The organism is Microcoleus sp. B3-A4 (assembly GCF_036705385.1).
In the GTDB taxonomy this organism is placed as follows: domain Bacteria; phylum Cyanobacteriota; class Cyanobacteriia; order Cyanobacteriales; family Microcoleaceae; genus Microcoleus.
In genome coordinates this window covers 1-21,338 of record NZ_JAUBUI010000094.1, presented here as the reverse complement: position 1 = coordinate 21,338, position 21,338 = coordinate 1, and the positions used below count along the sequence as shown (strand labels likewise).

Here is a 21,338-nt window from a genome sequence, read left to right as displayed (position 1 = left end):
ACTTGGGCTGATGTGATCAACCGCGCTAACTTGGGTATGGAAGTAATGCACGAGCGCAATGCTCACAACTTCCCGCTCGACTTGGCTGCTGGTGAAACCACCCCAGTAGCAATGGTTGCTCCTTCTATCAATGGCTAAGTTTTAGTCTTTGATTTACAAAAAGCGCTCCTAGAAATAGGGGCGCTTTTTGTTTGCGGAATTTTTTTTAGAGACCTGTTTCTATCCCTTAAATCCCTTAAATCCGTTACCCCCTTACCTCCGTTACATCCATTCGTGGCTTTCCTTCTTCCTTTTTACTTATTTTTTCTTCCTTTATTCTTTAATTTTTTATGATTACTATAGAACATAGCCACTAGGCCGATCGAGATACTGTGACATACTCCACGGGCGAAATCTTATATTATGGTCTAGGATTCCAATAGTCGGATTCAGGATATGTTGGGCTTGCTATAAAGTGTTCGCTAGCAGCAATGCAATTGTGTCAATTCCAGAATCTAACCATAGACAAATGTAGCTGATCGGGAGTCGCTCCTCACCGTCCCAAGCGCTCTATCTGTAAGGAGAATTTGTATTATGAAAGATGGACAAGAAGTACGCCGCGTCTCCACAGCCGTCATTGCTGGTGCTTGCGGGTTGGCTTTACTGGCGGGAGGGGGCATTGCCTGGTGGACCGCGAACCGTTCGCCAACCCCCGCAGGTACGCAGTCTTCTGCTCAAACTACCGCTCCGCCGCTGTCCCCAAGCCCTGCGGAATCTCCTGCTGTAGTTATCCCCGTACCCCCTCCAAATCCTGTACAAGTGCCACAGGTTCAGACGCCGCAGGTTCAGACGCCGCAGGTTCAGATACCTCAAGCTCAGACGCCGCAGGCTCTAGTCCCAAAGTCGCCGCAGCCAAAGCCTTTGCTGCAGACGGATGTCCAGACAGTGCAAGTCTACTGGGTTAAAGATGCCAGCGGTAAATTTGAGGGAGTTCCTACGAAAGTAGCTGTCAAACAAGCTGACAAGCCTGATGCAGCTTTACAAGCTGCTTTTAACAGTTTGTTGGCCGGGCCAAAGGATGGAACTGTTTCTAGCGAAATTCCTAAGGGGACAAAACTGAGGGGTTTAAGTGTTAAGAATGACGGAGTTTATGTCGATTTGTCAGCCGAATTTAGTTCGGGGGGAGGGAGTAATTCGATGACTGGCCGGTTAGGGCAAGTTATCTATACCGCTACGAGTTTACAACCGAATACCAAGGTTTGGATTTCGGTGGAAGGGAAGCCTTTAGAACTTTTAGGCGGCGAAGGTTTGGAGGTGGCTCAGCCGAGTACCCGCCAAAGTTTTGACAAAAATTTTCCCCTTTAGTAATTATGAGTCATTAGTTACAAGCCATTAGTCATCGGTCTGAAGGCCGATCGTAGGAATTGATAACTGATGACTCATGACTGAGGAGTGAGAACTGGCAACTAATTTTCAGTGCTTCGTAGTTAGGCTAAATGCCCGAAAGTGTAGGGCTTGCTGTTCGATCCTGCTGGCAAGCCGATCGCACACCATATTACACAGCTCAAAAATTAACTCGTCCTGCACCTTATAATAAGCTGAAGTTCCTTCACTCCGGCGAGTGAGGATACCAGCTTGGAGCATGAGTTTTAGGTGCTTAGAAACATTGGCTTGACTCGTTTGAGTAGCTTCCACCAATTCTTGCACGCATTTTTCGCCGTCGCGAAGCAAGTTCAAAATTCGTAAACGCATGGGTTCGCTCAAAATACTGAAATACTCAGCAACTTGTTGCACAACCTCTTGCGGGACAGGCTGGGATGACTTCATCAAACTCACCGGAGAGAAGTGATCGGGAAATATTAGCATTTATTCTGTCCATAACAATAAAGTAATCCTTCAATCCGGATTAATTCGCATCAAAACTTGACCGTATTCGACAGGTTCGCCATTTTGAACTAAAATTTCCATCACTTGACCGGAGACTTCATCCGCATCGATCTCGTTCATCAGTTTCATCGCTTCGATAATACAGACTGTCTGATTGACCTTGATGCGATCGCCCACATTGACAAAAGGCGGCTCGTCAGGGGCCGCAGCGCGATAAAAGGTTCCTACCATCGGCGAGATAATTGGCACCCATTTCGTATCGACAGAAGCAGGTATGGCAGCAGGTACGGCGACAGGGGCGACGGGTACAGGGGCAGCCAGATCCACTGCTAAATTTTGGTCAACAGCAGGAGGTGACGCTAAGGTGGGGCTAGCAACAGCGGCCAACGCGCTCGGAGTAACAGTCGCCACGGCAGCAGGGAGCGCAGCAGAGGTGCCTGCTGAACTTGCCAGAATGCCTTTGCGTACTGTCAGTTCAATATCCCCACTTTTTAAGGTCAGTTCCGAAATGCCAGTTTTGTCTAATACAGTTAGCAGGTCACAAAGCTGGTTTAAGTCTAGTTGCACAGCAGATTCAAGGGTAATTGAGAATTGAAAATTGAGAATTGAAAATTGAAAATTCAGAATCAGGCGAAGCTAGGAGCTTCAACGACTTTGGAGGCAAAAGGGATAGTTTTTAAGCTGTGAGCGATGAGTATTGAATTTGGGCTTCTTTAACTCATAACTCAAAACTAAAAACTCCCTTTTCCTCCCTCGTTTCTACTCTCGGCCGAGGTACTTGTCTTCACGAGTATCAATCCGAATCCGTTCTCCAATGGAAATAAACAGAGGCACCATAATCTGAGCGCCAGTGGAGAGGATGGCGGGTTTGCTGCCACCAGTGGCAGTATCTCCTTTGACTCCGGGATCGGTTTGTATCACTTCCAAGACAACAGAGTTGGGCAGTTCCACTTCCATGATTTGGTCGTTCCAGCGCAGGATGCTGACTTCCATACCTTCAGTGAGGTACTTGACACGATCGCCTATTTGCTTAGCACTGAGCCGACTTTCCTCGTAAGTTTCCATATCCATAAAGACGAGCTCGTCGCCCTCTTTATAGGTATGTTGCATCACGCTCTTTTCCAGGTTGGCTTGAGGCATTGTCTCGCCCGCCCGGAAGGTTTGTTCTACTACGTTTCCGGTTTGGACGTTTTTTAATTTTGTCCGCACGAAAGCCGAGCCTTTTCCTGGCTTGACGTGGAGGAATTCGATAACCCGCCACACGCCGTTATTCCATTCAATTGAAACACCTGGTCGAAAGTCGTTACTGGAGATCATATAAATTTTTGCGGGCAATCCCGTCGCCTTGAGGCACGGGGGAACTACAGTCAGTCGATTTTAGATTTTAGATTTTAGATTTTAGATTTACTCCACAGATGAATTTGGGAGATTGAACCTTGGTCTAAAATTTTAATCTCTCCACGACAGGAGTCTGGGGATTGTATCCGTTTTTGAGCGGGTCAGGTTAAAGTCGCAGTCTAGCTGACGGCATCAAAAAGCAATTGGCATTTTATTTTACCGTTCAAAGGGAGCAAGTGCTGTACGGAAATGTTAATGGCAGGGGGCAAAGGGCTGTTGTTAGTGGGCAACTCCCTCCCAGGCCGAAGGAACAGCCACTTTAGATGGGTAGCAGCTTAGAGGGCGGGCAGCGCTGTGGGAAGATAATAGAGGCAATAAAAGTTAAAGTTATGTTGCATTGGCCTAATTTCTCGATCGATACGTGCAAGCGCTGGGTCAAAACCGTCGCTTTAGCGCTCTTGCTGTTCACTCTCTCCCTGAGTTTCAGTGCAGTCTCCCATGCCAAACGGCCCAGCAGCAGTATGCCTGCAGGGAATGCGATTACGGACGGCCAGGCGCTGCTGCGCTTCGCTTTACCTATTGACAATCAGACTGTGCGAGAGTTGCAAATCAGTCTCGAAGACATTGGCAACCACATACGGTCTAAACGTTGGGGGCCCATTAGCAGTGATATCAGCAAGGCTTCCAGGATTCTCAACCTTCGGGAATCTGACCTTTTAGATAGTATTCCCGACGCCAAAAAGCCGGAAGCTGAAACTATACTTGCAGCAGTCAAGAACGGAATTGCTCAACTGGAAAAGGCTGTTGAGGCTAAAGACAAGGAAAAAGTGATTGACTTGAAAGCCACAATCCTCGGCTCGGTAGGCGAACTCGAAGAGTTAATGGTGACAAAGTTTCCATTTGAAGTGCCGGCCAAGTATGCTAATCTGCCTCAACTGAAAGGGCGCGCTACTGTGGCTGTACAAACTGAAAAAGGGGAAATTACTGTTGTGGTTGACGGCTACAGCGCTCCGGTTACGGCTGGTAATTTTGTGGATTTGGTCGATCGAGGTTTTTATGACGGTTTGCCGTTTATTCGATCGGAAGAATCCTACGTTTTGCAAACCGGAGACCCCGAAGGCAAGGAAGAGGGTTTTATTGACCCAGCTACTGGCAAATACCGGAATGTACCGCTAGAAGTGCTCGTCAGGGACGAAAAAGAACCTATTTACGGGATTACTCTAGAAGATGCGGGCCGTTATCGCGACGAACCTGTTTTGCCTTTTTCTGCTTTCGGTACTGTGGCCATGGCCCGTACAGAAACTGAGCCTGATAGCGCTTCTTCTCAGTTTTTCTTTTTCTTGTTTGAGCCTGAACTCACGCCCGCCGGTCTGAATTTGTTGGACGGCAGATATGCGGTTTTTGGTTACATGATTGAAGGAAAAGAAGTTTTGGAGCAACTGAAGCAGGGAGACAAGATTGTATCTGCTAAGGTAGTTAAAGGAATCGAAAATTTGGTGCGACCTCAAGTTTAATTAATGACGGCGATTGCAATCGCTGCTTGTCAAAAGTGACGGCGATTGAAATCGCTTTTACACAAACAAAGCCCGCCTGTGCGGGCTGAAAAAATCAATAGTCACTGCGATTGAAATCGTTTCTGGATGGTGAAGGAGATTGAAATCGCTTCTGCACAGATACATCCCGCCTCAGCGGGCTGGAAGAAGAGATAATTTTTATAGTTTCGTTATTGAAATTAGGAATTAAATCGAGAATATGGCTATTTTACAATTTTTATTGGTAATGGGTTTGGGCGGATTCGCAGGCCTGTTGATTGTGAAAAATGTGAATGAAAGCAAGCAAAAGCAGCGGTTGGATGAGGCTTTTTATGAGCTGTTGGAAACTCAAAACAGTCAAATTTCGTTGATTCAACTGGCGGCTAATGCTAGGGTTGAGGCTGAAGTTGCTCAGCAGTATTTAACTCGGCAAGTTAAGATTTTTTCGGCGGTTTTAGAGGTAGATGATGAAGGGGATACTTTTTATAGGTTTCCTAGGTTGCGCTTGCCGCCGAGTTCCGGTAAGGAATGGTGAAGTGAAAAAGTGCGATCGACTAATTCCAAATTATGAAAGTTAAAGATATCGGTGAACAAGGTCTTTTAAGAATATTGCAAAAATTCTGCCCCGCAGAGATAGTTGGTGATGATTGCGCTGTCATGCCTACAACTGCCAACCAATCTCTGGCTATCACTACAGATATGTTGGTGGATGGAGTGCATTTTAGCGATCGCACTACGGGGCCTTATTACGCAGGATGGCGGGCCGCAGCGGCAAATTTGTCGGATCTGGCTGCGATGGGAGCAACGCCTCTGGCGGTGACTGTAGCCCTCGCTGTGGCGCCGGATACCGCTGTGGAGTGGGTTGAAGAGTTTTATCGGGGGATGACGGCTTGCTTGCAAGAATATCATACGCCGATCGTCGGTGGTGATGTTGTCCGATCGCCCGTGGTGACGGTGGCGATTACTGCTTTCGGACAAGTTGAGTGCGATCGTACCATTCGTCGGTCAAATGCGCGATCGAATTGGGCGATTGTGGCTACTGGGGTTCACGGAGCCTCCCGCGCGGGATTAGAATTGCTGTTAAATCCAGAATTCGGGCAAAATCTTACAGAAGTCGATCGAACTTCTTTAATTGTCGCTCACCAGTGCCCTAAACCGAGACTGGATGTTTTGCCGATTATTAGGGAAATTTTAGATTCTGCGGGTGAGTTTTCAATCGCAGGAATGGACAGCAGCGACGGTTTAGCTGATGCGATTATTCAAATTTGTCGGGCTAGCGGTGTTGGCGCAAAAGTCGATCGCACAAAAATACCAATTCCCCATATTTTCAGCGAAATCCTATCAACCGAAAAAGCTTTAGATTGGGCATTATACGGCGGGGAAGACTTCGAGTTAGTGCTGTTTTTGCCGATCGCAAATGCTCAGTTATTAGTGAAAAAAATAGGAAACGGAGCCGCGATTGTGGGAACCGCTACGGATAGCACCGATATCTGGTTGACTGATAGCAGCGGTATCGATCGTGATGCTATATTAAAGCTCGATCGAGGATTTCAACACTTCTGAATTATCTCGCTTGTCCACTGGGAGTGGATGAAAGTTGGTTTAGAGGCGGTTTCAATCCCCTAGTTTCTGCTCTTTGGTGGATGTATTCGGCTTGTTCTAGGTTGATTTTGTCGAGTTTTTTCATATCTGCCCAGCGCTGATTATTTAACCTTCCTACGTTATTGAAGGAGAAAGCCTCAAGGGTATAGACTGTTAAAGTTTCCTCAAAACAGCCGATCGCCCGTTACAGATGTTTCCGCCAGCTAACCCTTGATTCTGTTATTGTAGGCAGTAGCCAGATTATTTTGAGTTTGCGTCCATTTTTCGCTACCGGGTTCCTGATTATTTAAAACTATTTGATAACCAGTAATGGCAATTTCAATATTATTCGCTCTATTGCCACTGGGAAAGTCACTAATATGAATACTCAAATTTTCTATAAGACCGATAATTGAGCTAATTGTTTCTGAGTTTTCGCCTGCTATTAACTTCTGCGCTACTTGCTGTAAAGTCTCGGCAAAAGTGACATTGAGGAGATGCTGTCGCCCTTCCAGCATCGGGTAAATTACTGCTATATCCCCGTTGCTATCTTGTTCGGCTTGCAATAATTCTAGGAAAAAGTTTGCATACTCTTGTAAATTTTCACTGGCAGAGTTATTGCTATCTCCCTCATCGTTCATATCGATGAGTGGCGCTAGGTAACTAGCTAGATGTCGGAGGAAATTAGCGCCATTTTCCCCTCCTTGTTCTGCCAAGGTAGATGCTACTAACTCGCAAGTTTCCAGAAATCCGCGATCGAGTAATTCTGAGTTATCCTGTAAAATCTGCGGTTCCTCTCCGTTGGGGGCATTCAGCAGGGTGTGAATTAATTGCAGATAGGCTTGGGCGCGGTTTTCTTCCATTGTGGGGAGTTGTGAATAACACCGGGATTTATTTTATCATGCTTGGGGGTGGGTCGAAACCTGGTTTTTGCGAGCATACTTCGTTACTGTCGGCAAAAATGCTAAAAAACCAGGTTTATGGGGAATTTTAACCGCAGATGTCGGCGGATGTACGCTGATGGACGCAGATGAATTTCGTTTAGTCTGGGAAACATGGGTGCGTCGAAACCGGGTTTTTATGGGAATACTTCGTTACTGTGCGAAGAGATGGGAAAAAACGCGGTTTCTTTGGTTTTTAACTGCAGATTTTCCTGCTAACGTCTAGATAATGCTACTTTGGGCATTAATCTATCCAAAATTTGCTCGATCGCAATTACTGTCCAATCAATATCAGCTTCTGTGGTTTCTCGCCCTAGAGTCAAGCGAATTCCACCAACTGCGCCGATTTCGTCATATCCCATTGCTAATAATATCGGACTGGGAGTTAGTTTTCCGCTGCTACAAGCAGAACCGGAACTAATGCCAATTCCTGCTAAATTTAGCTGCCGCACCAGAGTTTTGCCTGTAATTCGCCCTGTGTCTCTCTTTTGGTAAGGGCGGGAGGAAGGGGAGACGATGCAAAAACTGACGTGGTGCGGCAGCCGACAATATCGATCGCCAGTTGGTACTAAACTGGGTACGTGGGATAATCGGTCAAAAAGTCGATCGCGCAATGCAATTAACCTCGGCGTTTCCACATCTATTTCCTGCAATGCTAACTCCGCCGCCACCCCAAAACCGACAATTGCCGGCAGCGCTTGCGTCCCGGAACGCAGTTTCAATTCTTGGTCACCACCGCCTAACATTGGCACTAATTCTACTCCCGGCCGCACGTAAAGCGCGCCTGCACCTTGCGGCCCGTAAAGTTTGTGACTGGAAACCGAAAGCAAGTCTACGGGCAGTTTCTGCACGTCAACTTGCAGCTTGCCGGCAACTTGAACTGCATCGGTATGAAACATGATATTGCGATCGCGAGCAATTTGTCCTAATGCCTCGATTGGTTGCAGGGTGCCAACTTCGCTTTGTCCGTAAATGATTGAAATTAAAACTGTATTCGATCGCAGCGACTCTTGCAAATCCAAAGGGTGAATGCGCCCAAATTTATCCACAGGTAGGCGCGTCACTTCCCATCCCAACTGTTCGAGTTGTCGCGCCGGTTCTGCTACTGCGGAGTGCTCTACGCTGGAGATAATAATATGCTGCGGCTTTGTATAAAGACGCGCAATTCCCATAATTGCCAAATTGTCCGCTTCAGTGCCGCCACTGGTAAAAATCATCGATTCCGGTAGCGCGTTAATCAAGCTAGCAACCTGCATTCTTGCTAGTTCTAAAGCTGTCGCCGCCCTTTGTCCCCACTCGTGCAAACTGGAAGGATTGCCCCACTGCTGAGTCAGGGCTTTTTGCATGGCTTGAATCGCTTCTGGGCGTGGGGGTGTTGTGGCACTATAGTCGAGGTAAATTTGCATGATAAATAACTAATTAATGAATGTTGACTGTTGACTGTTGACTGTTGACTGTTGACTGTTGTGAGTGGCTACCAATAGCCAATAACCAATAACTGATGACTAACTTCCTGGTTTGCAGACGTTGTAGTCTTCGTGCGACAAAACTTTTTGGGGTATTAAGAAAGTGCCGCAATCTTCACAAAGCATTCTGTAGTTGCGGGTTACAGGAATACTGATTATCAAACGGTTATGACGCAGGCGTTTGCCGCCGAAATCTCTGTAATTCTTATTTTCGCCCAAAGCTGCTATAATTGCCCGGGCTTTAGTGACTACGTGGTCGGGCAGACCTCTGAGATCGATGATATCTCTAGCAAATGATGCTTCCTTCTCTTGTTTTTTGGTTTGTTTTTCTGCGAGGACTTCAACGTAATGCTGCTGCGCCACCAACTCTTGCGTGCAGCGATGGCACGCTTTACCATATCCTTTGTGACCGCACGGAAAAATTGTTTTTCTTTTAGCCATAAAGCAGCGGTATAGGGTTTGACCCACGCCCCTGAATGCTGCTACCCTACCAGTGATGCTTCCGGCATCGAGGCAGTTCTACAAGACGCAAAATCTATTCCCTTGCATAAATTTAATAGGTTGTAACTTTACTTGATCCAATAGCTTTGAACTGTGGGATGGCTAATAACCTCTATATTTTTTAAAATTTTGTGGCTGTATTGTATTATCATTTACTCGGTTTCTGTTGTGCTGGGCTGGTGGCGCTCAATCTGGCGGGTTGCGGACAAACAAAGCAAGACGTGCAGAATTTACCTCTCAGTCTGGCTCCATTGCCTCAAGACCCCTTGTTGCAAGTATACTTCAATCAGTCGATCGCTTCGAGTTATACAGAGCCTTACCGCCAGCAAACTAGACCTGGAGATGATTTAGAAAAGTTGATCGCTGTTGCGATCGCCAGTGCTGGCTCGACGGTAGATGTAGCGGTTCAAGAGTTTCGCTTGCCCAGTATTGCGAGGGTTTTGGCCGCTCGACAGCGATCGGGAATTAAAGTGAGATTAATTGTCGAACATATCTATAGCCGCCCTTGGAGCGATTTTACAGCTCAGGAGTTAGCGAAATTACCGGAAAGAGAGCGCGATCGTTATACCGAATTTGTGCAACTTGCCGATCGCAATAAAGACGGTAAATTGAGTGCTGAGGAAATCAAGCAAAATGATGCTTTGGTAATTGTCAAGGATGCGGGTATTCCGGTAATTGACGATACTGCTGACGGCAGTAAAGGCAGCGATTTGATGCACCACAAATTTGTGGTGATTGACGGCAAAACCGTAATTGTTACTTCGGCTAATTTTACCACAAGCGATATACATGGCGATTTCAAGACACCAGCAAGTCGCGGCAATGCGAACAATTTGCTAAAAATTGAAAATGCTCAAGTAGCGCAACTATTTACTCAAGAATTTAACATCATGTGGGGCGACGGGCCCAAGGGCAAACCGGACAGCAAGTTTGGCATCAAAAAGCCGTTTCGTCAAGTGCAAAAAGTAAGAGTAGGGAATTCGACAGTTGGGGTGCAATTTTCGCCGACGACTGCGACTTTGCCTTGGGAAAAAAGCGCCAACGGTTTGATAAATCGAACTTTGGGTAGTGCGAAAAAGTCGGTTGATTTGGCGCTGTTTGTATTTTCGGCTCAGCGGTTATCAAATACTTTGGAAATTGAAGCTAGCCGAGGAGTTGCGGTGCGAGCTTTAATTGACTCTAATTTTATTTATCGCTCTTATAGTGAAGGGTTGGATATGATGGGGGCGACTTTGATGCAAGATTGCGGGTTAGAAACTGACAATCGCCCTTGGAGAAAGCCGCTGACTACGGTGGGAGTGCCGCTGTTACCAATGGGCGATCGCCTGCACCACAAATTCGGCGTTGTGGACGGCAAAACGGTGCTTACAGGTTCTCACAACTGGAGTGAGGCTGCAAATCACGGGAATGACGAGACGCTGCTGGCGATCGAGAGTCCCACAGTTGCGGCCCATTTTGAGCGGGAGTTCGATCGGCTTTACAAAGGTGCAACCTTGGGAATTCCCGCCCGAATCAAACAGAGAATTGATGCTAAGAAAAAAGAGTGCGATTCACTACAAGCAGCATCAAAATCTGGGCGTGCCAAACCTCAAATTGCTGGTAAAAAGTTAGTTAATTTAAATGCAGCAAGTCAGGAAGAATTAGAAACCTTGCCCGGGGTTGGCCCGAAGTTAGCCGAGAGAATTATTGCAGCGCGACAACAGCAACCTTTCACCTCTTTGGAGGATGTGGCACGGGTACAGGGGGTCGGGGACAAGATTTTAGAGAGATGGCGCGATCGAGTAACTTGGTAGTTAAGTTCATACTCCTGAGATGTTGCACCCTTCTCAATTACTTGTTTAGGAACAGACAAGATACCTGTTCCACAAGAAAATTCACTCTTTGTGGAACAGGCATCTTGCCTGTTCTTGAGAATGGTGCAAGATGTGAGTAATCAGGACTTCATTCGTGACTCTAAAAAGTTCACAGTCATAACTTCCGTCCTTCCTTTCGCAACTCAGCATCCAAGACTCAAGTCCTCACTAGAAACCTATTCGATCCACTTTGACAACCCCTCACGTCTCAAGTTAAAATAACTCCCAAAGAAAATGCTATCTATTCACATGAGAGGTAGAGAGAGATGGAACACGCCAGATTTGTTACGGAGAGGTCACAAATCAAATTTCTAGCTATTTTCATGGGGGCAATTTTTTTGACGCTAGCAGCTTTCACAGTTAGCGCCCAGCAGACTAGCGAAGCACAATTTAGGGTCAAAAATGAAAACACTTTTAATATTAATTTGATTCAATTTAAGCGCGTTGAATATGTAGGTGCGTGTGCAGGTACTGTCATCTCCCCCGATTCGCAAAGCGCTCGATTTGTTTCCCGCAAGACTCCTCCGGGACCTAACAGGAGGGTGATGATTAAAAATGTGACTGATGGCATGGAAACTAACCCATATCCTTACACAGACCGGGGTTACGACAAAGGGGAGTTTTCCGAGGATTTTGGATTTAAGTTGGGTAACAGTCACAAAACAAGAACTTTTTCGGTTTTAGAGGGAGATAATAAGTTTCTCTATGAAATTAAAGAAAATGACCAAGTTATAGAACAGGGTGCGCTTACGGCTGAAGTTTCTATACAAAGCTTAGGTACTTTTCCCCGTCAGCAAATTTGTGAAAATAAGATAGAATGTAAAGATACTTCTGATTGTCGCGATCGTAAAGGCCGAAAAAGAAGTTGCAGACGAGAGTGTTTTCCTGTTCAACAGTGTCGCTGTCCCTAACTACTTTCTGTCCAAAAAATATTTTATTTAATTAATGGCAAAAGACTAAGAGGAATAACAAACCAGAAAAAAGATAAGTTATTTTCAAGGGAAGAGGGGCAACCACGGAAGATTGCCCTCCAAAAAAATTGTTAGTTCAAGTAATGGGGTGAAAGTAAAATGCCGCTCCTAACACGATATATGTTGCTAAAAGCAGCACTCCTTCCAGCCAATTAGAGCGCCCGTCGATACTGATTAGATTGGCAATTGTCACTGCGATGGCAACTGCAACTACTTCAAACGGATTGAAGTTTAAATCCATCGGCTGATGAATCACTAATCCGATAATTACCAACACGGGCGCTACCAGCAAAGCAACTAGCAAACTCGAACCCATTGCGACAGAAACTGACAAATCCATATTGTTTTTCATCGCAACTCCTACCGCAGTTACATATTCGGCCGCGCCGCCAACAATCGGCAACAGAATTACCCCTGTAAACAGCGGCGTCAATCCCAATCCTTTGGTAGTTTCTTCAACAACGCCAACGAAAATTTCTGATTCAAAAGCAACGGCAACAGTTGAGGCAACTAGCACTCCTATCCACAGCCACAAATTCGGTTTGTGGGTAGTAGATTCCTCTTTGGTATTTTGGGGATTTTCTGACTCTAGTTCTAGTAACCCAACATCGTAAAGATAGCTGTGAGTTTTTAATGAAAATAGCAGAGTTAGAGCGTAAACTGCAATTAGGACGATCGCAGTTATTAAGGAAAGATTCTCAATGGCTGATGGTTCGACTCCATTGGATGTGTAAATTACCATTGTCGGCAGCAGGATTGCAATCACTGCTAGAGTCATTGTGGAACCGTTCACCCGCGCGATTATTGGCTTAAATTCCTGTTCTTTGTAGCGGATTCCTCCTAGCAGCATGGAAAATCCCATGACTAAGAGCAAGTTGCTGATAATTGTACCGGTTATGCTGGCTTTTACAATGTCAATTAAGCCAGCTTTCAGGGCAACTATTGCAATAATTAATTCCGTAGCATTGCCGAAGACGGCATTTAATAAGCCGCCTATGGAGGGGCCTGTAACGATCGCCACTTCTTCTGTTGCTGTACTCAACCAAATTGCCAGAGGTATAATGCCTAAAGCGGATGTGATGAAAACTGCAAGGGAACCCCAGTGCAAATACTCAGCGGCGATGGAAATGGGGATGAAAATTAACAGCGCTATGGAAAGAATCTTTTTGATTGACATAGGATCTCGGATGGTGTACGGAAGGGTGAGGTCGAGTTGTCGGGGCGATCGTCAAGTTGATTTTACATGATTCAACTATTCTCTGACAATTGCTGGGGCAAGGGCGATTGGACGTTTTAACCGCAGATGCACGCAGATTAACGCCGACAGATATTTAAAGAAGGTTAATTCTTTAAATTTGGCAGTTCTCTATCTGAGAAAAAGTGCGCCGTCATTCCGAATCCTTAAAGATGTTTTATCCAAACCTAAATCATTTGTCTCGTCTAATCTTACCTCTAGAGTTCCTTCGCCACTAGGTTTCAAACTGGGTTTCAATAATGCGCCATCTAGTCGCCTAAATACAATTGAGGTCGGTAGTGTCAATGCTGGCAGCGCGACTGTTGAATTTTCCGCTAAACTCTGGCGGTTAGTCTGTCCAACCACGTAAAAAAATAGTCGATCGTTGCTTTTATTCGTTAATCTAACATTGACTTTTCCATTAACTGGAACTATCTTGCCGTCAGGAACTCTTTCTGGTTCGTTAGTTTGGGATATTTCGCGAGCAAAACTCGCATAGTGGGTTAAAGGCAAAAAGCTGTTGCCTGCTACGGCTAAGCTGACAGCCACTAGACTTGGCAGCCAGGTTTTATCGATCGGTAATTTGCACATTTTTTTTATTGACTTTGCCGCTAAAAATTCTAATAAGCGATTTTACCTTATCATGTTATTTTCTGACCAGTCGCCTAGGAAGTAAATTCGAGCTTTTCATAGCTGACATATTAGCGGTAAAGATGGAATTTGAATATAATATGAAGTTAAAAAAATATGGAAAATATAGATATTAGAATGTAGTGTCCAGTGATCGAATAAAAGCAAGTTGATAAGTCGCCCCAGTTAACTTTTGAATAGTACCGATGATCTCAAAATGATGAAGAAGGAATAAGGAAGTTCGGCAACAAAGCCGTGTAGGGAATTTAACGGCTCGAAGTTGAGGGAAGAAAAAAGATTTTGTCAACTTTCCCCCTCTCCTACTCTTCTCCTCCCGCAGCAGCTATTCAACCCAACGCACCCGCACAAAATGAGCTTCGCGTCCCCAGAAGTCGTGACTTACAGTAATATCAACAACACTCAAATTAAACGGAATAGCAGTTGTGACGTAACGCTGAGCCAGAGATCCCACATCAGGAGCTAACTGAGCCGCAGCAGCAGCCGCTGCACCCAAACCTAAAAGTTGCAGGATGGGTCCCCGAGGCAAGGCTAAATTGATGCCAACAGCAAGTCCAGCCGTCAGCAGCATTGCCACCGACAAATTCGTGCCACAGCGGGGATGTACAGCTAAATCCCACTCTCCGCTTGCAATCCGCTGCAAAGCCTCGCGTACTGCCTGATGCAACTGTGCAATGTTAACGTGGCCATAAAGATAAAACCCTTGGTCTGTGGACATCCCGCCCAATAACTCATTATCGGCTCTTGCTGTCGTCGCACCAACCGATTGGCCCAGTACCCAAACCGTAGCGTGTTCCAAAGCATGAACTTGGCGCAAAGTCAAAACTTCCTTCAAACCGGGCACAAAATTGAGTTGTCGCAACAAATCAGCATCTTGAGTCCGCTGCGGGGAAAAGTCGAAGGGAAACTGGCCGGTGCGGCCGGAAGCTGAAGCAGTAGTTGTCATATCAAAACGCCTCCATTAACTCCATTAAGTGGATATTTAACATTAGCAATTCGGTTGAGCAAAAGCCGATCAGAAATTATCAATAGTTGTGAATTTAAAACCTAGCAATGGCAGGTTTTGTGCAAAAAATATTAGCCCTCAACCTGCCCTTACTAATAGATCGCACTTATTCCCCGTTTATTGCTCTAGCCGCTGGCCCTCACGGAATACTCCCGGAATTCGCCGGCCTCTGGTATCGATAATTGTGCCCTTACCGTGAGGCAATCCCTTGCGTAACTCTCCCTGATAGCGGATACCGTTGGAGAACGAACAGTTACCCCTACCATCAAGTTCTTGAGTATAGAACTGTCCCGAACACCGACTGCCGTCAGCGCGGGTGAACGCTCCCGTACCTAAAGGCTTGCCCCCTAAAAATTGACCCACAAAGCGATCGCCATTAGCAAAAATGAATTGCCCTTGTCCCGTGGGCACGCCTACTTTTTGATCGAGAGAAAACGACCCTATATAGCGATCGCCATTAGTAAAAATAGCTGTCCCGGAACTAACTTTGCCATCTCGGAATATGCCCTCCACGCGGGCGTCGTCCTTAAATATAAATTGTCCTCGACCATTTGGTTTGCCCAGACGGAACTGCCCCTCATAGCGATCGCCGTTGGAATATACGTATACCCCAGTGCCACTGGGCAAACCGTTAACGAATTGTCCGATGTAGCTATCACCGCTGTCATAATCGCACCTAACTCTACCTGTAGCGATAGCTGGCACGCAGCGACCGGTTTTAGCTTCTGTTCCTTGCGCCCTTGAGGGCAAGGGATAAGTCGCATAACCACCAATTCCCAACACTGATGCAACTAATAAAGCGATTCCACTGATCCAAGAACGGGAAATCATCAATCAACTTTCTCCTATGCGCTGTTAGATATTATCTTCTTCTGTTCTTTGTCTTTTGTCCCATTTGTTGTCAAAAGTTGGCTTAAAACCTCAATCATTTATCCTTTACGAAACTCCGGGCTTGCCGTTGCGAAATACCCCCGGAAAGCGCCTACCGCTAGCATCGATCATCGTCCCGACACCATGAGGCACTCCCTTTCGCAATTCTCCTACATAGCGCGTACCGTTCGGGAAAGTGCAGGTGACACTAGCGTCAAGTTCTTGATTGAAAAATCTGCCGGAACAGCGAGTGCCGTCTACCCGCACTAATACCCCAGGGCCAAAGGGCGAGCCTGCAAAGAATTGTCCTTCATAGCGATCGCCATTGGTATAAAAAAATTGACCCCGCCCTGCTGGTTGGCTGCTAATAACTTTAGTCTGAAGGTTCTGGACGACTCCGAAGTCTCCCACGTAGCGCTCACCGTTGGAGAAAACCACCGTCCCAGATCTCATCGTGCCGTCTTGGAACACGCCTATATAGCGGGCATCATCTTTAAAAATGAATGTCCCTCTACCATTGGGCACTCCCTTCCGAAATTGTCCTTCGTAGCGATCGCCATTAGAGTAGACGTAGACTCCGCTGCCGTCGGGGAGGCCGTTAACGAAGTTTCCCTCGTAGTTATCGCCTGTCTCGTAATTGCATTTCACTCTTCCCGTAGGAAGGCTGCCTTGGCAGAAGGGAGAGCGTTTTTCTTCTTCTGGTTTTGGATCAGGTGTTGGTTGAGCCATTGATGGCTGGGGATTCAAGAGATTAGTCGCGCTGCCGATACAAGAAGCAACTAATATCGCCATCCCTAATTTTTGAATTGAACCGAGCATGATCAATCTCCTTTAACTTCAATTACTAATAGGGATTTTCTAGAAGCTAATACTCAATGAAAAGTCCTCTATTTTTTAATCCCTGTACTAATTTTACCTTCAGGTTTGAGATCTGCCCTAAATGCAAAAAGGCAAAAACTCTAATTTTTGCCTTTAGCATTTTTCCTGCTTTACTGTCAATTTTCAGCGTCGCGCTGAGCTATTCGGATTTGGGAGACGGCTAATAACTGCATTAGCTGGTTGTGTTTGGCGACTGGCGGGTTTTTCGCCAACACCTTTGGCTACCTCAACGCCGTTTTCTTCCAGAATCACGATCGGATCTGCTCCTTGCTTGAGATCGACCCGCTTCACCAACACTTGCCCGTTAGACAGCCGCTGCCCGACTTTGACATATCGGCTGGTTGGTTCATTCGGTACTTTGACAATCACTTGCGTCTCGTTCCCGACTTTTACCACCCCGCTGACTTCAGTGCCTGTAGCGAGGTCAGTAGAAGGCGGTGGCGGGGGTGGCGGAACTACTGGGATCACGGGAGGAGGCGGGGGATTTGGGTCTCTCCATTGGGGCGGGCGCTTGTCTACTGGCAGTTCCGGCAGATCCGGTACTCCTATAGGTCTAGCTGCTATTGGTTGGGGCGGGCGCGGGGGTCCTGGACGGCGAGTCTGCGGATTCCGCGCATCTTGGGGTCTACTTGCTATTGGCCCAGTTCCAGGGGGACGGGTGCCAGTACCTCTTCTTACCCTGGCATTGGGGTCTCTCCATTGGGGCGGGCGCTTGTCTACTGGCAGTTCCGGCAGATCCGGGACTCCTATGGGTCTCGCTGCAATGGGTTCGAGTCCAGGCGGAGATGTACGAGTACGACCTAACTGAGGAGCATTTAGCCCCGGAACTAGGGGAGGCAAGCCAATTTGTCCCCCGGTGCCTCCGGGTAAGGAACCATTTGGGCCGCCGCCACCGCCACCTAACCGAGGAGCAGTTAGCCCTGGAACTAGGGGAGGCGAGCCAATTTGCCCCCCATCACCTCCGGGAAGTAAAGGGCCTCGCGCTCCACCTCGTACTTGCTGAGTGTCTCCTCGACCGTCCGTGCGTGGCCTGGGGAGAGTCACCGTCTGATTAGGCCTGTTAACTGGGGGGGGAGCCAATAACTCGGGGAGTTGGGGTAGCACGGCTACTTCTCGCTGTGGCAGTTTGGGGAGTTCTGAGCTAATCCCACCCGCTCCGTTAGCTCCGGCAGGGATTTGTAATGCGATCGGCGGCAGCGGCCCAAATGGGTCTAACTGAGAAGGATTCGCTGTCACAGGGCCTTGGGGCACCGGCTGAAGCGGAAGCGTTGGATTCCTGTCCTTTTTGTTGCCGATATTTGTTTGAGCCTGTCTTGCTCGTTCCTCTGGGTTGGTCGATCGAATTAACCCTGGAGGCTGGGCGGCTACTATTGGAGACTGGAAAGTCTGAGCTCCTGGGGTGGGGCTGACAGAGGTGGTCGGAGATGGAGAGGCTGCACTCGGGCTGGGGCTGGGGCTGGCTGTGGGGCTGCCCTCGCCACCGCAGCCTGCGATCGAGAAAGCTAGTAGTCCTATAGTCGCAAAATATAAAAGTTTGTGCATTGCCGATCGCCCCTAACTGCTTAATTTCAAGATCTCCAACAAGGCTCTGCAATTACAGCCTGTTGCCGTTTATAAGTTTATCTGTGTTCGATGTTATGCGATCGCTTGAAAATTGCCAAGTTTTCCTGATGATCCGATCTGGGGATCGGGCGATCGGTTTTCAGGAGCAAGTTAGGATATCAATGGCGGTCGTTGTGGGAAATATTGAATCAATCAAGGTATTCAGATCATGGCAAAAGTGATTCTCAAGCGAATTTGGCGATCGGGCTTTGTTTTTGCGACCGTTTTGGTGGGTGTGGGATCGGTGGGGGGCGGCGAGGTGCATTCTGATTCACATCAGCCAGAAACCCAGGTGATGACATTGGTGCCCGATGTGAGTTCCCAGCCACTCGTGAAGCGGAGCTATCCCGAAGGGAATCGCACTCTAACCGGATCGGGATTGACAACTGGCAAATTGTACTCTCAGTTTTGGAACCCGTCAAATGGTGGTGCCAAACCCCCAGCCAATCAACGGGCGAAGCCACCGGGGAATCCACAGGTATTTCAAGCTAAAATCAAGCGTCGCGCAGGCGGGACGCCGGTGATTGATGTGGTATTTAACGGCAACAAGACTTTTGAGATGATTCTCGATACCGGGGCGAGCGGTACTTTGATTTCTCAGCGGATGGCTACTGCGCTGGGAGTGAGGCCTGTGCGTACCGTGAGAGCGGGGATCGCTGACGGTAGCGTTGTCGAGTTCCCGATCGGCGTAGTGCGATCGATCCGGGTTGGGGGTGCTGTGATCCAAAATGTCGAAGTGGCGATCGCCAAACAAATGCCAATAGGTCTGCTCGGTCACGATTTCTTTGGCAATTACGATGTCAAAATTAAAAAAGATGTTGTAGAATTTTATGTCCGCTGAAAGTGAGCAGATTCGGAAACCGATTTTTGCTCAACTCGTTTGAAAGTTATTCCCAGGTCAGTCAAAGCTGTTTAATCTATTCCTTAAGGCAGTAGTAAAAGTTGACCATCTGTGATACTCTCCTTAGTGTTTCAATAGCAACCTACCGTTGAACAATTGGTGAAAATGCGGCGGCAAAAGCAGGGTCGCTGTTGGTGAGATCGGTAACAGTCTCCGACTGTGCATTCACAGTACAGGGCAAGGCAATCAATTAAACCATTCCCAAAGCAGGTCGAAATTAGTTCCCAAAATGCTGTGGCTGAGGGAATTTTGGTTGGCATTGTTCAGCCGGAGCCGAGAAAATATGTAAACTGATTAGCGGCAGATGTTCCGCAAGATCGGAAATACATGACCATCGAGAAATTAATTATTGTAAATAAGGTATTCGCATGGCACAAGCGTCTGTATCTCCTGTAGTGCTGATTATTCTAGACGGCTGGGGTTATCGTGAAGAAAAAGACGGAAATGCGATCGCCGCTGCAAAAACACCCGTCATGGACAGTCTCTGGGCCGCTTATCCCAGAACTCTGATTCACACATCGGGTCGGGCGGTAGGGCTGCCAGACGGGCAAATGGGTAACTCAGAGGTCGGTCACTTGAATCTGGGCGCGGGCCGCGTCGTTCCTCAAGAGTTGGTGCGGATCTCGGATGCAGTGGAAGATGGGTCTTTGCTCAACAATAAAGCGCTGGTTGGGCTTTGCGAGAAAGTCCGCGCCACGGGCGGCAAGTTGCACCTGACTGGTCTTTGTTCGGAAGGTGGCGTTCATTCCCATCTCAGTCATATTAAGGGTTTGCTGCTATTAGCAAAAGCACAGGGAATTTCTGAGGTTTGCATTCACGCGATTACAGACGGTCGTGATACTACTCCGAAAGAGGGTGTCGAAGCTCTAGGCAAGATTGAAAGTTATATCGCAGAGGTAGGGGTCGGTCGGATTGCGACCATCAGCGGCCGCTACTACGCGATGGACAGGGACAAGCGCTGGGATAGGGTGCAGCGGGCTTACGAGGTGATGACGACTGAGGGTGCTCCTGACGGTCGCTCGGCTGTTGATGTGTTGCAGGCCTCTTATGCTGAAGGAGTGACCGACGAGTTTGCTGTTCCGACTCGGATTGCTCCGGGGGCTGTGGCATCGGGCGATGGGGTAATTTTCTTCAATTTTCGCCCGGACAGGGCTAGAGAATTGACTCAGGCTTTTGTATCTCCCGATTTTAAGGGGTTTGAACGGCAGTTAGTTGAGCCCCTGGCGTTTGCGACTTTTACTCAGTACGACCCGAAACTCTCGGTAATGGTGGCTTTTGAACCGCAGAATTTGAACAATATTCTGGGCGAGGTGATTTCTAAGCACGGTTTGCAGCAGTTGCGGACGGCGGAAACTGAAAAGTACGCTCATGTGACTTATTTTTTTAATGGGGGTCTGGAAGAGCCTTTTTTAGGAGAACACCGGGAGTTGGTGCAGAGCCCGATGGTGGCGACTTACGATGAGGCGCCCCAGATGTCTGCGGATATGGTGACGGATGGGGTGGTGACGGCTTTGGAAAAAGGCATCTATTCGTTTATGGTGATTAACTACGCTAACCCGGATATGGTTGGTCATACGGGGATGATGGATGCGACGATAATTGCGATCGAAACTGTGGATAAATGTTTGGGGCGGCTGTTGAGCGCGATTAGTAAAGCTGGGGGAACGGCAATTATTATTGCTGACCACGGAAATGCTGAGCAGATGTTTGACGAGGACGGGAATCCTTGGACGGCTCACACTACTAACCCGGTGCCGTTTATTCTGGTAGAAGGTGAAGGTCGGAAGATTCCGGGTCACGGAACGGATGTTCCTCTGAGGACGGACGGTTGTTTGGCGGATATTGCGCCGACGATTCTGGAGCTGTTGAGGTTGCCTCAGCCCCCGGAGATGACGGGACGATCTATGATCCGATCGGCTGAGTTTGAAGTTCGTGCCAATCGCACTCCGGTGCGAGTCCGATTGTAGTAGGGACAAAGGCGCCGTGCATTGGTGTCAACTTAAGCTGTCATCCGCCCAGTCCTCCCGCCCATCCGGTAGTCCGCCAGGGAATGAATTCCCTGTCTAATAGCGAAAGTCCTCCTAAGAAACTTAATCTAACTGCGGAGTTTTAGCAATTAGCTCAAACCCAAAAGACTCCGCAGTTTTCT

Annotated in this window: 21 protein-coding genes and 1 pseudogene; 9 read left to right on the top strand and 13 right to left on the bottom strand. The window is 47.6% G+C overall.

All coding sequences use genetic code 11. The annotated features are described in order from the left end of the window. Together QUB33_RS25260 and QUB33_RS25255 are read left to right on the top strand one after the other, a co-directional pair. Positions 1-138: pseudogene (locus tag QUB33_RS25260) on the top strand (photosystem II q(b) protein); the annotation flags it as partial. Positions 139-573: 435 nt separating this feature from the next. Further along, on the top strand, positions 574-1,344 hold the full coding sequence (locus tag QUB33_RS25255; protein ID WP_333355939.1) for a GerMN domain-containing protein: 771 nt from the start codon (positions 574-576) through the stop codon (positions 1,342-1,344). A 108-nt stretch (positions 1,345-1,452) separates the two neighbouring features. On the opposite strand, the gene QUB33_RS25250 is transcribed toward QUB33_RS25255, so the two are convergent. From QUB33_RS25250 to efp, 3 genes are all read right to left on the bottom strand, one after another. Then, positions 1,453-1,845 (bottom strand): ArsR/SmtB family transcription factor, encoded by a 393-nt coding sequence (locus QUB33_RS25250; protein WP_006631662.1) that lies wholly within the window; start codon positions 1,843-1,845, stop codon positions 1,453-1,455. A 30-nt stretch (positions 1,846-1,875) separates the two neighbouring features. After that, entirely contained in the window at positions 1,876-2,433 is a 558-nt protein-coding gene (gene accB, locus QUB33_RS25245; RefSeq protein WP_333355936.1) for an acetyl-CoA carboxylase biotin carboxyl carrier protein, read from the bottom strand. A gap of 192 nt (positions 2,434-2,625) precedes the next feature. Beyond that, the gene (gene efp, locus QUB33_RS25240; RefSeq protein WP_190659475.1) at positions 2,626-3,183 is read right to left on the bottom strand and encodes an elongation factor P; all 558 of its coding nucleotides are present in this window, start codon (positions 3,181-3,183) and stop codon (positions 2,626-2,628) included. 410 nt (positions 3,184-3,593) lie between these two features. Between efp and QUB33_RS25235 the strand changes: the two genes are divergently transcribed. From QUB33_RS25235 to thiL, 3 genes are all read left to right on the top strand, one after another. Further along, positions 3,594-4,718 (top strand): peptidylprolyl isomerase, encoded by a 1,125-nt coding sequence (locus QUB33_RS25235; RefSeq protein ID WP_333355932.1) that lies wholly within the window; start codon positions 3,594-3,596, stop codon positions 4,716-4,718. Positions 4,719-4,956: 238 nt separating this feature from the next. After that, the gene (locus QUB33_RS25230; RefSeq protein ID WP_333355928.1) at positions 4,957-5,271 is read left to right on the top strand and encodes a hypothetical protein; all 315 of its coding nucleotides are present in this window, start codon (positions 4,957-4,959) and stop codon (positions 5,269-5,271) included. Positions 5,272-5,303: 32 nt separating this feature from the next. After that, a complete protein-coding gene (gene thiL / locus QUB33_RS25225; RefSeq protein ID WP_333355924.1) occupies positions 5,304-6,299 on the top strand; it encodes a thiamine-phosphate kinase in 996 nt (331 codons plus the stop codon). A gap of 1 nt (position 6,300) precedes the next feature. Here the strand turns inward: thiL and QUB33_RS25220 are convergent, their stop codons facing one another. The 4 genes from QUB33_RS25220 to QUB33_RS25205 form a co-directional block, all read right to left on the bottom strand. Continuing rightward, on the bottom strand, positions 6,301-6,423 hold the full coding sequence (locus tag QUB33_RS25220; protein WP_333355921.1) for a hypothetical protein: 123 nt from the start codon (positions 6,421-6,423) through the stop codon (positions 6,301-6,303). Between the two features lie 118 nt (positions 6,424-6,541). After that, the gene (locus QUB33_RS25215; RefSeq protein ID WP_333355918.1) at positions 6,542-7,180 is read right to left on the bottom strand and encodes a hypothetical protein; all 639 of its coding nucleotides are present in this window, start codon (positions 7,178-7,180) and stop codon (positions 6,542-6,544) included. A 293-nt stretch (positions 7,181-7,473) separates the two neighbouring features. Further along, a complete protein-coding gene (locus QUB33_RS25210; RefSeq protein WP_333355915.1) occupies positions 7,474-8,664 on the bottom strand; it encodes a cysteine desulfurase family protein in 1,191 nt (396 codons plus the stop codon). A 99-nt stretch (positions 8,665-8,763) separates the two neighbouring features. After that, complete coding sequence (locus QUB33_RS25205; protein WP_333355912.1) at positions 8,764-9,165, bottom strand: DUF7682 family zinc-binding protein; 402 nt, start codon at positions 9,163-9,165, stop codon at positions 8,764-8,766. Between the two features lie 191 nt (positions 9,166-9,356). Here QUB33_RS25205 and QUB33_RS25200 point away from each other — a divergent pair, with 191 nt between their 5' ends. Both QUB33_RS25200 and QUB33_RS25195 read left to right on the top strand, forming a co-directional pair. Continuing rightward, positions 9,357-11,018, top strand: coding sequence for a DUF655 domain-containing protein (locus QUB33_RS25200; RefSeq protein ID WP_333355909.1), 1,662 nt, complete (start codon positions 9,357-9,359; stop codon positions 11,016-11,018). A 326-nt stretch (positions 11,019-11,344) separates the two neighbouring features. Continuing rightward, the gene (locus tag QUB33_RS25195; protein WP_333355906.1) at positions 11,345-11,989 is read left to right on the top strand and encodes a hypothetical protein; all 645 of its coding nucleotides are present in this window, start codon (positions 11,345-11,347) and stop codon (positions 11,987-11,989) included. 136 nt (positions 11,990-12,125) lie between these two features. On the opposite strand, the gene cax is transcribed toward QUB33_RS25195, so the two are convergent. From cax to QUB33_RS25165, 6 genes are all read right to left on the bottom strand, one after another. Further along, entirely contained in the window at positions 12,126-13,226 is a 1,101-nt protein-coding gene (cax, locus tag QUB33_RS25190; RefSeq protein ID WP_333355903.1) for a calcium/proton exchanger, read from the bottom strand. 189 nt (positions 13,227-13,415) lie between these two features. Continuing rightward, complete coding sequence (locus tag QUB33_RS25185; protein ID WP_333355900.1) at positions 13,416-13,874, bottom strand: hypothetical protein; 459 nt, start codon at positions 13,872-13,874, stop codon at positions 13,416-13,418. A gap of 382 nt (positions 13,875-14,256) precedes the next feature. Next, the gene (locus QUB33_RS25180) at positions 14,257-14,877 is read right to left on the bottom strand and encodes a DUF6391 domain-containing protein (protein ID WP_333355898.1); all 621 of its coding nucleotides are present in this window, start codon (positions 14,875-14,877) and stop codon (positions 14,257-14,259) included. A gap of 177 nt (positions 14,878-15,054) precedes the next feature. Then, a complete protein-coding gene (locus QUB33_RS25175; protein ID WP_333355942.1) occupies positions 15,055-15,768 on the bottom strand; it encodes an MORN motif-containing protein in 714 nt (237 codons plus the stop codon). Between the two features lie 105 nt (positions 15,769-15,873). Next, positions 15,874-16,626, bottom strand: coding sequence for an MORN motif-containing protein (locus QUB33_RS25170; protein ID WP_333355895.1), 753 nt, complete (start codon positions 16,624-16,626; stop codon positions 15,874-15,876). A 183-nt stretch (positions 16,627-16,809) separates the two neighbouring features. Further along, positions 16,810-18,228: a hypothetical protein gene (locus tag QUB33_RS25165; RefSeq protein ID WP_333355892.1), complete on the bottom strand. Its 1,419-nt coding sequence runs from the start codon at positions 18,226-18,228 to the stop codon at positions 16,810-16,812. A 229-nt stretch (positions 18,229-18,457) separates the two neighbouring features. On the opposite strand from QUB33_RS25165, the gene QUB33_RS25160 reads away from it, so the two are divergent. Beyond that, a complete protein-coding gene (locus QUB33_RS25160) occupies positions 18,458-19,129 on the top strand; it encodes a retropepsin-like aspartic protease (protein ID WP_333355889.1) in 672 nt (223 codons plus the stop codon). Between the two features lie 428 nt (positions 19,130-19,557). Beyond that, positions 19,558-21,156, top strand: a complete 1,599-nt coding sequence (gene gpmI / locus QUB33_RS25155; RefSeq protein ID WP_333355886.1) for a 2,3-bisphosphoglycerate-independent phosphoglycerate mutase — start codon at positions 19,558-19,560, stop codon at positions 21,154-21,156. Positions 21,157-21,338: the final 182 nt, after the last annotated feature.

Excerpts from the sequence above, each read along its gene's own strand:
- QUB33_RS25255 (WP_333355939.1), top strand. The coding sequence starts at position 574 with ATGAAAGATGGACAAGAAGTACGCCGCGTCTCCACAGCCGTCATTGCT.
- QUB33_RS25250 (WP_006631662.1), bottom strand. The coding sequence starts at position 1,845 with ATGCTAATATTTCCCGATCACTTCTCTCCGGTGAGTTTGATGAAGTCA.
- efp (WP_190659475.1), bottom strand. The coding sequence starts at position 3,183 with ATGATCTCCAGTAACGACTTTCGACCAGGTGTTTCAATTGAATGGAAT.
- QUB33_RS25235 (WP_333355932.1), top strand. The coding sequence starts at position 3,594 with ATGTTGCATTGGCCTAATTTCTCGATCGATACGTGCAAGCGCTGGGTC.
- QUB33_RS25230 (WP_333355928.1), top strand. The coding sequence starts at position 4,957 with ATGGCTATTTTACAATTTTTATTGGTAATGGGTTTGGGCGGATTCGCA.
- thiL (WP_333355924.1), top strand. The coding sequence starts at position 5,304 with ATGAAAGTTAAAGATATCGGTGAACAAGGTCTTTTAAGAATATTGCAA.
- QUB33_RS25220 (WP_333355921.1), bottom strand. The coding sequence starts at position 6,423 with ATGAAAAAACTCGACAAAATCAACCTAGAACAAGCCGAATACATCCAC.
- QUB33_RS25215 (WP_333355918.1), bottom strand. The coding sequence starts at position 7,180 with ATGGAAGAAAACCGCGCCCAAGCCTATCTGCAATTAATTCACACCCTG.
- QUB33_RS25210 (WP_333355915.1), bottom strand. The coding sequence starts at position 8,664 with ATGCAAATTTACCTCGACTATAGTGCCACAACACCCCCACGCCCAGAA.
- QUB33_RS25205 (WP_333355912.1), bottom strand. The coding sequence starts at position 9,165 with ATGGCTAAAAGAAAAACAATTTTTCCGTGCGGTCACAAAGGATATGGT.
- QUB33_RS25195 (WP_333355906.1), top strand. The coding sequence starts at position 11,345 with ATGGAACACGCCAGATTTGTTACGGAGAGGTCACAAATCAAATTTCTA.
- cax (WP_333355903.1), bottom strand. The coding sequence starts at position 13,226 with ATGTCAATCAAAAAGATTCTTTCCATAGCGCTGTTAATTTTCATCCCC.
- QUB33_RS25185 (WP_333355900.1), bottom strand. The coding sequence starts at position 13,874 with ATGTGCAAATTACCGATCGATAAAACCTGGCTGCCAAGTCTAGTGGCT.
- QUB33_RS25180 (WP_333355898.1), bottom strand. The coding sequence starts at position 14,877 with ATGACAACTACTGCTTCAGCTTCCGGCCGCACCGGCCAGTTTCCCTTC.
- QUB33_RS25175 (WP_333355942.1), bottom strand. The coding sequence starts at position 15,768 with ATGATTTCCCGTTCTTGGATCAGTGGAATCGCTTTATTAGTTGCATCA.
- QUB33_RS25170 (WP_333355895.1), bottom strand. The coding sequence starts at position 16,626 with ATGCTCGGTTCAATTCAAAAATTAGGGATGGCGATATTAGTTGCTTCT.
- QUB33_RS25165 (WP_333355892.1), bottom strand. The coding sequence starts at position 18,228 with ATGCACAAACTTTTATATTTTGCGACTATAGGACTACTAGCTTTCTCG.
- QUB33_RS25160 (WP_333355889.1), top strand. The coding sequence starts at position 18,458 with ATGGCAAAAGTGATTCTCAAGCGAATTTGGCGATCGGGCTTTGTTTTT.
- gpmI (WP_333355886.1), top strand. The coding sequence starts at position 19,558 with ATGGCACAAGCGTCTGTATCTCCTGTAGTGCTGATTATTCTAGACGGC.